Annotated in this window: 13 protein-coding genes; 11 read left to right on the forward strand and 2 right to left on the reverse strand. The window is 54.2% G+C overall.

Translation table 11 applies throughout. The features are described from left to right. The first annotated feature begins 3 nt into the window (after nt 1-3). The 5 genes from murB to ftsZ all read left to right on the forward strand — a co-directional run bounded on the left by murB (nt 4) and on the right by ftsZ (nt 5,999). Entirely contained in the window at nt 4-957 is a 954-nt protein-coding gene (murB, locus tag J0X12_RS05400) for a UDP-N-acetylmuramate dehydrogenase (RefSeq protein ID WP_420497058.1), read from the forward strand. Then, nucleotides 954-1,862 carry a D-alanine--D-alanine ligase gene (locus J0X12_RS05405; protein ID WP_207043057.1) on the forward strand — a complete coding sequence of 303 codons (909 nt, stop codon included), beginning with the start codon at nt 954-956 and terminating at the stop codon, nt 1,860-1,862. The genes murB and J0X12_RS05405 overlap by 4 nt, the downstream gene beginning before the upstream one ends. Further along, nucleotides 1,850-2,905, forward strand: coding sequence for a cell division protein FtsQ/DivIB (locus J0X12_RS05410; RefSeq protein WP_207043059.1), 1,056 nt, complete (start codon nt 1,850-1,852; stop codon nt 2,903-2,905). Before J0X12_RS05405 ends, J0X12_RS05410 begins: the two co-directional genes overlap by 13 nt. Before the next feature lie 52 nt (nt 2,906-2,957). Then, entirely contained in the window at nt 2,958-4,199 is a 1,242-nt protein-coding gene (ftsA, locus tag J0X12_RS05415; protein WP_207043060.1) for a cell division protein FtsA, read from the forward strand. A 108-nt stretch (nt 4,200-4,307) separates the two neighbouring features. Next, nucleotides 4,308-5,999, forward strand: coding sequence for a cell division protein FtsZ (ftsZ, locus tag J0X12_RS05420; protein WP_207043061.1), 1,692 nt, complete (start codon nt 4,308-4,310; stop codon nt 5,997-5,999). A 368-nt stretch (nt 6,000-6,367) separates the two neighbouring features. Here ftsZ and hemF read toward each other — a convergent pair whose 3' ends face one another. Together hemF and J0X12_RS05430 are read right to left on the reverse strand one after the other, a co-directional pair. Further along, on the reverse strand, nt 6,368-7,219 hold the full coding sequence (gene hemF / locus J0X12_RS05425; protein WP_237688023.1) for an oxygen-dependent coproporphyrinogen oxidase: 852 nt from the start codon (nt 7,217-7,219) through the stop codon (nt 6,368-6,370). Nucleotides 7,220-7,232: 13 nt separating this feature from the next. Then, entirely contained in the window at nt 7,233-7,700 is a 468-nt protein-coding gene (locus J0X12_RS05430) for a tRNA (cytidine(34)-2'-O)-methyltransferase (RefSeq protein WP_207043063.1), read from the reverse strand. A 149-nt stretch (nt 7,701-7,849) separates the two neighbouring features. Between J0X12_RS05430 and petA the strand changes: the two genes are divergently transcribed. The 6 genes from petA to J0X12_RS05460 all read left to right on the forward strand — a co-directional run bounded on the left by petA (nt 7,850) and on the right by J0X12_RS05460 (nt 13,093). Further along, complete coding sequence (gene petA, locus J0X12_RS05435) at nt 7,850-8,377, forward strand: ubiquinol-cytochrome c reductase iron-sulfur subunit (RefSeq protein WP_207043064.1); 528 nt, start codon at nt 7,850-7,852, stop codon at nt 8,375-8,377. 11 nt (nt 8,378-8,388) lie between these two features. Further along, complete coding sequence (locus J0X12_RS05440) at nt 8,389-9,627, forward strand: cytochrome b (RefSeq protein ID WP_207043065.1); 1,239 nt, start codon at nt 8,389-8,391, stop codon at nt 9,625-9,627. Continuing rightward, the gene (locus J0X12_RS05445; RefSeq protein ID WP_207043067.1) at nt 9,620-10,387 is read left to right on the forward strand and encodes a cytochrome c1; all 768 of its coding nucleotides are present in this window, start codon (nt 9,620-9,622) and stop codon (nt 10,385-10,387) included. Before J0X12_RS05440 ends, J0X12_RS05445 begins: the two co-directional genes overlap by 8 nt. 106 nt (nt 10,388-10,493) lie before the next feature. Next, entirely contained in the window at nt 10,494-11,375 is an 882-nt protein-coding gene (locus J0X12_RS05450; protein ID WP_207043069.1) for an S-methyl-5'-thioadenosine phosphorylase, read from the forward strand. Nucleotides 11,376-11,388: 13 nt separating this feature from the next. Beyond that, nucleotides 11,389-11,916 (forward strand): adenine phosphoribosyltransferase, encoded by a 528-nt coding sequence (locus tag J0X12_RS05455; RefSeq protein ID WP_207043071.1) that lies wholly within the window; start codon nt 11,389-11,391, stop codon nt 11,914-11,916. A 316-nt stretch (nt 11,917-12,232) separates the two neighbouring features. After that, nucleotides 12,233-13,093: a VOC family protein gene (locus J0X12_RS05460; protein WP_207043072.1), complete on the forward strand. Its 861-nt coding sequence runs from the start codon at nt 12,233-12,235 to the stop codon at nt 13,091-13,093. Nucleotides 13,094-13,099 lie beyond the last annotated feature (6 nt).

Genomic DNA, 13,099 nt, shown 5'->3' on the forward strand with positions numbered 1-13,099 from the left:
GACATGACTCCTATGGAGCCACAAAATTCGACCAATGAAAAGCTGCTGGATCTTATGCCGCCTGCTCGTGGCCGGTTGCGCGAGAATGCGGATCTCAGCAAGGTGACCTGGTTTCAGGTAGGTGGACCTGCGGATATTCTTTTCAAGCCGGAAGACGACGCAGACCTAGCCGAGTTTCTGAAGAACCTGCCAGGTGATATTCCCGTTCATGTCATTGGCGTCGGATCCAACCTTCTCGTGCGGGATGCCGGAGTGCGGGGCGTTGTCATTCGCCTGGGCCGCCATTTCGCGAAGATGAACAATGAGGGTGACAAGTTGACCGTGGGTGCGGGGGCGCTCGACGGGCATGTCGCGCGTTTCGCGGCAGATGCGGGGCTGGAAGGCGCCGAATTTTTGAGTGGCATTCCCGGAGGGATCGGCGGCGCGTTGCGGATGAATGCCGGGGCCTATGGCGCCGATATCTCAGATATTTTCCTGTCTGCGGTTGCGTACGACCGAAAAGGCCAGCGTCATGAACTGAGCCTGAAGGAGATGGGCTTTTCCTATCGTCACACGGATGTTCCAAAGGACTGGATATTCACGGAGGCGACATTCCGGCTCACGCCGGGCGACCGGCAGGAAATACTGGACCGTATGGCGGATATTTCGCGAAACCGGGAGGAAAGCCAACCCATTCGCAGCCGGACCGGTGGCTCGACTTTTGCTAATCCTCCCGGAAAAAAGGCATGGGAGTTGATTGATGATGTCGGGGGGCGTGGATTTTCGATTGGTGATGCCATGGTCTCCGAAAAACACTGTAATTTCCTGATCAACAAAGGCGCCGCGCGGGCGGCTGACCTGGAGGCAGTCGGCGAAGAGCTGCGCCGCCGCGTGTTCGCCAAGCATGACACGCTACTGCGCTGGGAGATAGTTCGTCTCGGGGATGCAGGCGAGCGGATGGAAGGAGCCGATTCATGAAACATGTCGCTGTCCTAATGGGGGGGTGGTCCGCCGAACGCGAGGTTTCCATGAATAGTGGCCTCGCCTGCAGCGAGGCACTTAAATCATGCGGATACAAGGTTACGCCGATTGATGTCGGTCGCAATATCGCCGAGACACTCAGCGAGCTTAAACCCGATGTTTGTTTTAATGCTCTGCACGGTCGCTATGGGGAAGATGGCTATATTCAGGGATTGCTCGAAATAATCGGCATTCCCTACACTCATTCCGGCGTTCTTGCGTCGGCACTGGCGATGGATAAGCCGGTTGCAAAGACGCTTTTTGCCGACGTCGGGATCCCTATTGCCGATGGCAAGATTTTCACGCGTCAGGATATTCAGGATGGCGCCAGCTTTCCTAAGCCTTTCGTCGTCAAACCTCTAAATGAGGGTTCGAGCGTCGGGGTGACGATTATTCTGGAGGACGAGAATATAAGCCTTCAGGATTTGCCCTGGACATTTGGCGAAAAAGTCCTGATCGAAACTTTCATTCCGGGGCGTGAAATCCAGGTTGCTGTCATGGGAGATACAGCTCTTGGCGCGGTTGAGATCAGGCCGCTCGGCCGATTTTATGATTATGAAGCCAAATATACTGCCGGAAAGGCGGAACATCTGATGCCGGCCCCGCTTGACCCCGCGGATTACGAGGAAGCGTTGCGGCTGGCCTTGCTTGCCCATCAGACCTTGGGATGCCGGGGCGTCAGCCGGAGCGATCTTCGTTTCGACGATACGAAAGACGGGCCGGGTAAATTTTATATGCTGGAAACAAATACACAGCCCGGCATGACATCGCTCAGCCTCGTTCCGGAAATTGCCGCTCATTCCGGCGTTTCCTTTGAAGAGCTTGTCCGCTGGATTGTGGAGGATGCATCATGCGACCGATAACAATTGACAAGGACGACCGCGTTATTCCGTCAACATCACGACCGCGCAAGGCGACGTCCAAGAGTGGCGGCTTTTTTAAGAGCCTGCGCGGTGGCGGCAAAAAGAAAAAGACGACCAAAAGAAAAACGGAACCTCGGATTTCGACTGAGGCTGCATTTTCACGGCTGGGCAGCATGACGATTGGGATTACGGACCGGATTAGCGCACCCTTCAGGTCAGAAAAACCGCGACGGGGAAGCCGGCGAAAACCTACACCTGCCTGGCGTAAGCCTGCCGTTATATGTGGCGGCGTGCTGCTAGCCGCGATCGTTATCGGCGGTATAACAAACTTCATCGTTCGTGCAGAATTGCCCGAAAGAAGCGCCGCCTGGATCGACGCGCAGCAACAGGCCCTTGCGGAAGTATTCGGCCTTACAGTGCAGCAAATTAGCGTGACGGGTCGGGACAAGACATCGGGTGACGATATTCTTCGTGTCCTCGACGTTAAACGCGGTGATAGCATTCTGAACATTGATCCCGAGGCGGCCCGTGAGAGGCTCGAGACGTTGGGGTGGATTGAAACTGCTTCCGTGATGCGCCGCTATCCCGATGAAATCTTTATCGAAATCACGGAGCGTCGTCCGTATGCGCGCTGGCAGGTTAATGGAAAGACCGGCGTGATTGATCGAACGGGAGCACTCGTCTCCAAAAAAGACGAAGCCGCCTTTCGCTATCTACCGAAGGTCGTCGGATCCGGCGCGAATGAACATGCTGCCGAGCTATTCGATATGTTGGCACAAACACCGGAGTTGTTTACGCGCCTTGAAAGTGCCGTACGTATTCGCGATCGGCGCTGGAACCTGGAATTCAAGAATGACGTAACAGTTCTACTTCCTGAAAAAGGGGCATCGCATGCCTGGAAGCAGCTCTATCAGATACAGAATGAGCAGAGGATTCTTGACAAGGATGTGGTCTCCATCGATTTGCGCGGAAAGGACCGCATGTATGTGCGCCTGAAGGATGAGGCGGCGAAACTTCGCCGTCTGGCGGGGAACGATACATGATCACCTGTTGGAAAAGCTGGACAGAACGAAAGACGGAGCGAGTGAAAAGGTAATGGCAGCGGGACGAAATGGACCATTGGCAGCACTGGATGTCGGCTCGACGAAAGTATGTTGTTTCGTCGCGACGGAAGAGGCTGGGCGTCTTCGGGTCACCGGTATCGGTCATCAGGTCTCCCGAGGTTTGCGGGCAGGCGGCATTACCAATATGGAAATGGCGGAAGAAGCCATTCGTTCCGCCGTTGATGCCGCAGAGCGCATGGCGGGAGAAACCGTAAGAGAGGTTTTTCTGGGAGTTTCGGCCGGTAAGCCGGCGTCGCAAACGGTAGATGTCGAGATGTCGATCGGCGGACAGGAAATTACCGAGAAGGACCTGCAGCGCACCTTGAAGGAAGCCCGTGCCAGCTATCAGCCCGAAGGACGCACCGTTATTCATGCGCTGCCCGTCGGCTATACCGTGGATGGGAACCGTGGCATTCGCGATCCGCGCGGGATGTATGGGGAAAGTCTCGGCGTCAGCATGCATATGGTTTCCCTGCAAAACAGCCATATGCGCAATATCGCCAACTGTGTTGAACGTTGTCATCTGGGGGTGGCGGGCATGGTTTCCGCGCCCTATGCCTCAGGCCTCGCCAGCCTGGTCGAAGATGAAATGGATCTTGGGGTAACCGTGATCGATATGGGCGGTGGCTCGACCTCCTTCGCCGTCTTCTATGATGGAGAAATGGTTTATAACGAGGTGATACCGGTCGGCGGCGGTCACGTCAGCAATGATATCGCGCGGGGATTGTCCACCACGCTTGCCAATGCGGAGCGGATGAAGACGCTCTATGGAAATGCCCTTGCGAGCCCGGCAGATGAAAAGGAAATCATCGATGTCCCGCTGATCGGGGAAATGGACCATGACGTCGCCAATCATGTGCCACGATCCATGCTCGTCGGCATCATCAAACCCCGCCTCGAAGAGATATTGGAACTGGTGAATGACCGGTTGACCGCCTCCGGGTTCAATAAGGTTGCCGGACGCCGTGCGGTGTTGTGCGGTGGCGCGGCGCAGCTATCCGGCGTGCAGGAACTCACGGCCCGTGTCCTCGATAAGCAGGTGCGCATGGGTAAACCTATCCGTGTTAAAGGACTCGCCGATGCGACGGACGGACCGGCCTTTACGACAGTTGCCGGATTACTGTCTTACGCCGTGCGCGAAAGATTCGATGAGGGCATCAAGATGTCGGTGGCGGAAAAGCCGCCGAAAAACCGACTTTTGCGGGTTGGAAACTGGTTCAAGGAGAATTTTTAGGCAGGAAAATGCAGAAAAATTGTCAATATAGTGAGAAGTAGGGTTTCATTAACCACAATATTTGGTATTAATTAGCTGTTCGTCAGCGTAGTAGAGGAGGAGAGTACCGTGACTATCAATTTGTCAGTGCCGGAGCAAACAGAGCTAAAACCGAAAATACTGGTATTAGGCGTTGGAGGGGCTGGCGGTAACGCGGTGAACAACATGATTAGCTCGGAGCTTCAAGGGGTGGAGTTCGTTGTCGCCAACACAGACGCGCAGGCCTTGAAGCAGAGTTTGGCGGAGCGCAGAATTCAACTTGGAGCTGAGCTGACCGAAGGGCTTGGCGCCGGATCAAAACCTCATATTGGCGCCGGAGCAGCGGAAGAAGCGCTCGACGAAATCATCGGCCATCTTGAAGGCGTGCATATGTGTTTCATCACGGCTGGTATGGGTGGTGGTACAGGAACAGGCGCGGCGCCAGTTGTGGCACGGGCGGCCCGTGAAAAAGGTATTCTGACGGTTGGCGTTGTCACAAAACCCTTCCAGTTTGAAGGCAATCACCGGATGCGGATTGCGGAAGCGGGTATCGAGGAGTTGCAGCGTTATGTGGATACGCTGATCATTATCCCGAACCAGAATCTCTTCCGAATTGCCAATGAGAAAACGACTTTCGCCGATGCGTTCAATATGGCCGATGAAGTCCTTCATTCCGGCGTTCGCGGCGTCACCGACCTGATGGTCATGCCGGGCCTGATCAATCTTGACTTTGCGGACGTGAACACGGTCATGAATGAGATGGGCAAGGCAATGATGGGCACGGGTGAGGCGAGCGGTGAAAACCGTGCGATCGAAGCAGCCGAGGCGGCCATCTCCAACCCGCTGCTTGATGATGTCTCCATGAAAGGCGCCCGGGGCGTTCTGATCAATATCACGGGCGGCATGGACCTCACCCTGTATGAACTGGATGAAGCCGCCAACCGGATCCGCAGTGAAGTCGACCCGGAAGCGAACATCATCGTCGGCTCTACTTTCGATACGGAGATGGAAGGCAGCATGCGGGTTTCCGTCGTTGCGACAGGTATCGATGCTTTGGAGGCTCAAAAAGCCAATTCTCCAAATGTAACGTCACTCCTTTCCGTGAAGGGTGAAAGCAGAGCCGCATCTTTCTCGGCCTCTGGCTCTAGCGATTCCGCACCCATGGTACCGGCAGCCGCAGATATTTCTGCATCCGGATTTGGCGCGACGGTACCTGGCGGCAACTTCTCTGGTCAGCCAGTGGCTCAGGCGGGAGATGCTAACTCTTCTTCGGAAAACCTTGAAATGGGGTCCACCTCATCGGATGCCGGTTATGTGAGTGGCAATCTTGCCGTTGATCAGGAGCGTGACCTTCTCTCCGATATTGATGAAGAGATGGAAGAAAGCGATCAGGGACCATCTGAAACGCAAGGGAAAGACAGCCCCTTCAAGGCACCTCCGGCGATTAAAGTCGATAAGAGCCCGGAAAAACTGGTAAATCCTGATGCGCACCATGCCTTGGCCGATGCGGCGGATCCAAAGTCCAAAAAACGCGGACCGAGCCTGTTTGAGCGGATGACCGGTGTCAGCCGGACCTTCCGGAAGGAAACGGCCCGGGAAGAAACACCGGCTCCGGTTCGCAAGGAACCGACAAGCGAACGGGTGGCACCAACTCCTGCCGCGCCCGCCCCGCAAAGCCCGACTGTTCGCAAGGAAGTCACGTCTTCGGTGAAGATTGACCAGAAACAGGAAGACGAGGACCTTCTCGATATCCCGGCTTTCCTTCGCCGGCAGGCAAACTAGGCGACTAGGTACTGAAAAAAAGAAAGGCGTGAAACCAATTGGTTTCACGCCTTTTATATGCGGTGGTCTCCCACCAGTAACATGTCTGTATTTTAATCCGTGTCGAGGGGAGAAGAGGTTTCGGAGTTAGAAACAGTCGCAGCCGTGACAAGGTTTCGCACCCATTGATGTGCTTGCCATATGAGCGCGCAAGCTCCTCAGTGCGTCTGCTATCAAAACCAAGATGCTATATCTGTATCTGACCATCGTCCTATTCCTCTAAAAGTCGCGATCACGAGACGATATTATAACGTCTTGACTCACTCTCCAAGAAAAAGAGGTGTGCGCAGCGTCACAGCCCAGTAACTTAAGGTAACTTACTTGCCATGCTAGGGCCATTTCACCTCAGGTGGCAGGGACATCAGAATGGCTTCCGTATTGCCCCCGGTCTTGAGGCCGAAAGTCGTTCCTCTGTCATATAGAAGGTTGAATTCGACATAACGCCCGCGCCGAACAAGCTGGTGTTCACGCTGTTCGGCTGTCCAGTCCCTATTCATATGACGGCGTACAATTTCCGGGTAGATATCGCGAAAGGCCCGGCCAACATCCTGGGTAAAGGCGAAATCCTTTTCCCAGTCGGTTTCCAGACGGTCATAGAAAATTCCGCCGACGCCGCGCGCCTCGTCGCGATGGGGCAGGAAGAAATAGTCATCGCACCATTTCTTGAAACGCGGATAGTAATCCGGATCATGGCGATCACAGGCTGTTTTTAATGCGGCGTGAAAGTCCTGTGTGTCTTGTACATCAGGATACATGGGGGTCAGGTCGGCTCCCCCACCGAACCAGTGGTTGGCGGTCACGATATGGCGGGTGTTCATATGTACAGCGGGAACCAGAGGTGACTGCATATGGGCGACAAGGGATATGCCGCTTGCCCAGAACGAGCCATCAGTCTCGGTGCCTGGAATGGATTTCCTGAATTCCTCGGAAAACTGGCCATGAACCGTCGAAATATTGACGCCCACTTTTTCGAACACCCGGCCTTTCATTACGGACATCTCTCCGCTGCCACCCCCGGCACGATCCCACTTCGTGACCTCGAACTGCCCCGGTTCCCGGTCGCTGAGTTGGCCCGATAATTCTTGCTCCAGCGCCTCGAAGCTTGCCCGTATTTCATCGCGCAAGGAACGAAACCATTCAGTGGCACGTTTTTTTTGAGAATCTGTCACACTATCTGTCATGAACTTACCGTCTTTAAAGAGAAGGGGAAGGTTTGGGAAAGCCCGCTGTCTGGCGAAGTGCTTCACCAAGTACCATAGCTGCGGAAAGCGCGACATTGATCGAACGCAATCCTTCTGTCATCGGGATCAGGAGCCGATGGTCCGCAGCATCATGGACGGTTTCGGGTACGCCGGCGCTCTCCCGTCCCACCAAAAGAATATCCGATTCTGTGAATGTAAAATCTGTGTAGGTAATATCTGCTTTTGTTGACAGTAAAATGAGGCGTTTTCCGCTTTTGTGCCGTGTGAACTCCTGCCAGGAAACATGGCGCGTAACATCAGCCGCAGCGGCATAATCCATCACGGCTCTTTTAAGGTCTTTCGCCCCGAATGGAAAGCCGCAAGGCTCGATAATATCGACCGGAACGCCAAGGCAGGCGCCCAATCTGAGCAGGGTTCCCACGTTGGGGGCTATATCTGGTTGGTAAAGTGCAAGTCGCATCTTGCTGTTGTAATGGGAGTGTTGTAACAAATACAGAAAAAATGCGCGCTTTATTGTCGCATTCGGCACGTTCGGGCTGGACATGTCGGCATTATGATGACAAAAAGCGGGCGCGGTAAAATTATTTTTATAGGCTTTGGGGAAAGTAAATGACGACAACCACCCCTGAAGAAGAGAACGGCGTAAAGCGCCGTGATTTTCTTTATATTGCTGCAGGCGGCCTTGGTGCCGTGGGGACGGCAGCGGCCATCTGGCCCTTTATTTCGCAAATGAACCCATCTGCGGATGTTCTTGCGCTGTCAACAACGGAAGTTGATCTTGATGGCATTGAAACCGGATCTGAAGTCACTGTCGTTTGGCAGGGCAAGCCGGTTTTTGTGAGGCATCGGACAGAAGAGGATATCGAGAGGGCCGAAGATGTCGACCTCGCCGATTTACCCGATCCACAACCTGATTCCGAGCGGGTAATCAATCCCGAATGGCTGATTATGGTCGGTATCTGCACTCATCTGGGCTGTGTCCCGCTTAAAGGGCAAGGTGATTTCGGGGGATGGTTCTGTCCCTGTCATGGATCGCATTACGATACGTCAGGACGTATCCGTAAGGGCCCGGCACCAGCGAATCTGGTCATTCCGCCTTACGAGTTCCTGAACGACAGCAATATCAAGATCGGGTAGGGGGCCCCAAGATGTCTTTTGAACCTAAAAATCCCGCTGTGAAGTGGTTAGAGGATCGGTTGCCGATTACAGGGATGCTTCATCATGCCCTGTATGAGTATCCGACACCTAAAAACCTGAGCTACTGGTGGACATTCGGCTCTCTGGCAGGCGTTATGCTGGTTGTTCAGATTGTCACCGGCATTGTTCTTGCCATGCATTACACGCCGCATGTGGACCTGGCCTTTACCAGCGTCGAACATATCATGCGCGACGTGAACTATGGTTGGCTGATCCGGTATATGCATGCCAATGGCGCCTCGATGTTCTTCATCGTCGTCTATCTCCATATTTTCCGGGGCCTATACTACGGTTCCTATAAGGCGCCGCGGGAACTCTTGTGGTGGCTTGGTCTGGTCATCTTCCTGTTGATGATGGCCACTGCCTTCATGGGGTACGTGCTTCCCTGGGGACAGATGAGCTTCTGGGGTGCAACGGTTATCACCAATCTGTTCAGCGCAATTCCGGTTGTGGGGGACAGCATTGTGACCTGGTTGTGGGGTGGTTTCGCGGTGGATAACCCAACGTTAAACCGGTTCTTCAGCCTCCATTATCTGCTGCCTTTTGTGATTGTCGGGATCGTCATCCTGCATATCTGGGCGCTGCATACCAACGGTTCCAACAACCCGACTGGTCTGGACCTGAAGAGCAAGCAGGACAGCATTCCGTTCCATCCTTATTATACGGTTAAGGATCTTTACGGGCTGGCGATCTTCCTGATTTTCTTCTCTGCCTTCCTGTTCTTCGCGCCAAACTATCTTGGGCACCCGGACAACTATATCCCGGCCAACCCGCTGGTTACGCCGGCGCATATCGTGCCCGAATGGTATTTCCTGCCCTTCTATGCAATCCTGCGTGCGGTTCCGGACAAGCTCGGTGGTGTTATGTTGATGTTCGGTGCGATCGCGGTTCTGTTTGCGCTTCCCTGGCTTGATAAAAGCCGGATCCGCTCCGCCCGCTTCCGTCCGATCTACAAGCAGCTCTTCTGGGTGTTTGTCGCGGATTGTATTTTGCTTACCTATATCGGTGGAAAGCCGCCGGAAGGGGCCTTCATCATCTGGGGTCGGATCGCGACGATTTATTACTTCGTTCACATCCTGATCTTGCTGCCACTGGTCGGCCTGTTTGAAAAGCCGAAACCTCTGCCTGCAAGTATCTCGGAGGATGTCCTGTCCAAGAAGCCCGCGAGTGAGGAGGCGGCCAATGCTTAAATTATTGACGTCTTTGAGCATTGCGGCTCTGGTTTCCCTGGCAAGCCTGGGTTCGGCCCAGGCTGCAGGGGATGCGGTTGAACTGAAATCCGTGGACTGGAAGCATGGCGGGATTTTCGGGACATACGATCGTGCATCCGCGCAGCGTGGCCTGCAGGTGTACCGCGAAGTCTGTGCCGGGTGTCATGGCCTTGGCTTGGTCGCATTCCGCACGCTTTCAGACCTTGGCTTCAGTGAAGAGGAAATCAAGGCGATTGCCGCGGAGTCCGAGTATCAGGATGGTCCTGACGGTGACGGCGAAATGTTTGATCGGCCGGGTAAGCCGTCAGACAGCTTTCCATCCCCGTTCCCGAACGAACAGGCGGCCCGTGCGTCCAATGGTGGTGCCTATCCGCCGGACCTCTCGCTGATGAGCAAGGCGCGCCCGAACGGAGATGATTATCTGTATTCATTGCTGACCGGGTACGAGGATGCGCCTGCTGATTTCAACCTAGCGGAAGGTATGGCTTACAACGCATACTTCCCGGGACATCAGATTGCCATGCCGTCTCCACTATCGGCGGACGCAGTTGAATATTCCGACGGCACACCGGCAACCGTGGACCAGATGGCGAAAGACGTGACCGTGTTTCTGGCCTGGGCAGCGGAACCCAAATTGGAGCAACGCAAGAGCATCGGCCTTCGGGTCATCCTGTTCCTGCTTATCCTGGCGGGTGTCTTCTACGCGGTGAAGCGGAAAGTCTGGTCAGACGTTCACTAGAATATTGAATATTTAAGAAAAAGGGCGCTTGTCGAAGCGCCCTTTTTTTATGGCATGTCATTAATTTCAAGGCTAAGTTTCCGCCAGTATCTAGTTGGAGGATGGAATGAGTTTATCAAGCGACAAGCCGGTTATCGGTGTGATCGGCGGAAGTGGTGTCTATGAGCTCGACGGGCTACAGGATACCCGTTGGAAATCGGTGGAGAGCCCATTCGGGGCGCCATCAGACGACCTGCTTTTTGGTACGCTCGATGGCACTCAAATGGTCTTTCTTCCCCGTCATGGAAGGGGGCATCGCATTCCGCCGGCTGAGGTAAACTATAGGGCCAATATAGATGCGCTCAAGCGCTCCGGGGTGACGGAGATTATTTCCGTGAGCGCCTGCGGTTCTTTTGAGGAAGAGCTCGCACCCGGCACCTTTGTGATTGTCGATCAGTTCATAGACCGGACAATTGACCGCAAGAAAAGCTTCTTTGGCACTGGACTTGTCGCCCATATCAGCATGGCGCGTCCGGTATGTTCCCGGCTTGGCGATGCATTGGAAGAAACCGCGCGGGCAAACGGGATTCCTGTCCACAGGGGAGGGACCTATCTGGCGATGGAGGGGCCGCAATTCTCGAGCCTTGCCGAATCCGAACTCTACCGAAGCTGGGGGTGCCAGGTCATCGGCATGACCAATATGCCCGAAGCCAAGCTCGCCCGAGAGGCGGAAATGTGTTACGCGACCGTCGCCATGGTAACCGATTATGATTGCTGGCACACAGAACATGACGCCGTCGATGTTACAACTGTCATCGAGGTGTTGATGAAAAACGCGGACAATGCGCGGCACCTTGTTAAGACAGTGGCCCCCAGTTTAAGCACCCGACAGGCTTCCTGTCCCGCCGGATGCCATCATGCGCTTGATAACGCCCTGATAACCGCGCCCGAGGCGCGTGACCCTGAAATCATGAAGAAACTTGCGGCTGTGGCAGGCCGTGTACTTTAGGCGAGAGGCCATTATGGATATAAAATCTGTCATTCGGACCATTCCTGATTACCCGAAAAAGGGAATCCTGTTCCGTGATATCACTACCCTATGGCAGGATGCCGGCGGCTTTCGGCACGTCGTGGACCAGCTGGTCTGGCCCTATGCCGGCGTCAGGATCGACAAGGTGGCGGGGATTGAAGCACGGGGATTTGTTCTTGGCGGTGCCATCGCCCACCAACTGAGCGTCGGTTTCGTTCCCGTTCGGAAAAAGGGCAAGCTGCCAGGTGCGGTCATCAGCGAGGAGTATGAGCTGGAATATGGGACCGATACCGTAGAAATTCATCAGGATGCCATAAAAGAAGGCGAGAATATACTGCTCGTTGACGACCTGATCGCGACGGGGGGGACGGCGGAGGCCGCCATCAATCTCATCCGACAGGCAGGGGGTGCCGTGATAGGTGCGGCCTTTGTGATTGACCTTCCGGATATCGGGGGTGCCAAACGAATAGCCGCAATGGGGGTTAGTGTCCGTACCCTCTGTGAGTTCGAAGGGCATTAATCATGCCTGTCGAGCGATGGCAAGATGACACCTACCTATTTCACCTATTCCTTCGGTGCTAATGTTGTACAATTTTAGAATGTAAGTTAGCCCTTAGTCATACAATTTTTGATTTTGAAGATGACTTCTCTTGTGCTGGCGGTAATAAATGTTGCAATCTGGGTTTAGAAGGCTGGAAAATTGGGTGAAAAATTCTAGAACCCATGTATTTCGATGGCTAGTAATCAGCTCGGTGCGGCTTTCTTGATAGGCGAAGTGTACGACGTACGGCGTAAAAGAGTTCATAGCCGATCATACAAAAAAATCGGAGTAGGGAATGCTACATAACATAACCGGAATTGATCATGTTTTGGTCGGGGTGGAAAAGCTTGAGGACGCCCGCGCGACTTACGAAAAACTTGGCTTTACGCCAACGCCAAGAGGATCGCATATCGGGTGGGGAACGGCAAATTACTGCATTATGTTTGACGAGGATTATATCGAGCTCCTTGGCATCGTGGATCCCTCCCTTGAGACCAATGGCCTTGACGTTGCCCTTGCAGAACGAGGTGAGGGGTTGCTCGGTGTAGCGCTGGCCAGCGACGATCCGGAAGCTGCCCATCAGTCACTTACTGAGGACGGGTTGGAACCATCCGAGATGTTAACGCTGAAACGCAAACTGGAACTGCCTGACGGAGATGTCCTGCCGGAGTTCACGCTGATCCGGCTTACATCGTCTGCGGGATTGACCGCCAAAAACCTTTTTATCTGCCATCACCTGACGCCGGAACTGGTACGTCAGCCTGACTGGATCAGCCATCCAAATGGCGCAAAATATATCAATTCTGTTGTTGTGGTGGTTGAAAACCCCGGCAATCTGGCTCCCTATTATCAGCGGCTGTGTGGGTCCATCAATGTTACCCTGACCGATAATACGCTAACTGTGCGCTTTGGGCGCGGGAGCCTGATTTTTGTAAACGACCGGGATATTGACCTGTTGTTTCCCGGATTGACAATTGCGGACGAAATGCCGGCCCTGCCGCATTTGATTGCCATGACAATCGCGGTTGATGATCTGGATCAGACCGCAGAGTTGCTAACTAAGAATGGTATCGCGCCGCAGAAAATTGCGAATGGCACCCTCCGGGTAAACCCCGCGAAAGCCTGCGGCCTATTGTTGGAATTTACAGCGGGATAGGCCGGG

It is taken from the genome of Sneathiella sedimenti (assembly GCF_017313765.1).
Taxonomy (GTDB): domain Bacteria; phylum Pseudomonadota; class Alphaproteobacteria; order Sneathiellales; family Sneathiellaceae; genus Sneathiella; species Sneathiella sedimenti.

Excerpts from the sequence above, each read along its gene's own strand:
- murB (WP_420497058.1), top strand. The coding sequence starts at position 4 with ATGACTCCTATGGAGCCACAAAATTCGACCAATGAAAAGCTGCTGGAT.
- J0X12_RS05405 (WP_207043057.1), top strand. The coding sequence starts at position 954 with ATGAAACATGTCGCTGTCCTAATGGGGGGGTGGTCCGCCGAACGCGAG.
- J0X12_RS05410 (WP_207043059.1), top strand. The coding sequence starts at position 1,850 with ATGCGACCGATAACAATTGACAAGGACGACCGCGTTATTCCGTCAACA.
- ftsA (WP_207043060.1), top strand. The coding sequence starts at position 2,958 with ATGGCAGCGGGACGAAATGGACCATTGGCAGCACTGGATGTCGGCTCG.
- hemF (WP_237688023.1), bottom strand. The coding sequence starts at position 7,219 with ATGACAGATAGTGTGACAGATTCTCAAAAAAAACGTGCCACTGAATGG.
- J0X12_RS05430 (WP_207043063.1), bottom strand. The coding sequence starts at position 7,700 with ATGCGACTTGCACTTTACCAACCAGATATAGCCCCCAACGTGGGAACC.
- petA (WP_207043064.1), top strand. The coding sequence starts at position 7,850 with ATGACGACAACCACCCCTGAAGAAGAGAACGGCGTAAAGCGCCGTGAT.
- J0X12_RS05440 (WP_207043065.1), top strand. The coding sequence starts at position 8,389 with ATGTCTTTTGAACCTAAAAATCCCGCTGTGAAGTGGTTAGAGGATCGG.
- J0X12_RS05445 (WP_207043067.1), top strand. The coding sequence starts at position 9,620 with ATGCTTAAATTATTGACGTCTTTGAGCATTGCGGCTCTGGTTTCCCTG.
- J0X12_RS05450 (WP_207043069.1), top strand. The coding sequence starts at position 10,494 with ATGAGTTTATCAAGCGACAAGCCGGTTATCGGTGTGATCGGCGGAAGT.
- J0X12_RS05455 (WP_207043071.1), top strand. The coding sequence starts at position 11,389 with ATGGATATAAAATCTGTCATTCGGACCATTCCTGATTACCCGAAAAAG.
- J0X12_RS05460 (WP_207043072.1), top strand. The coding sequence starts at position 12,233 with ATGCTACATAACATAACCGGAATTGATCATGTTTTGGTCGGGGTGGAA.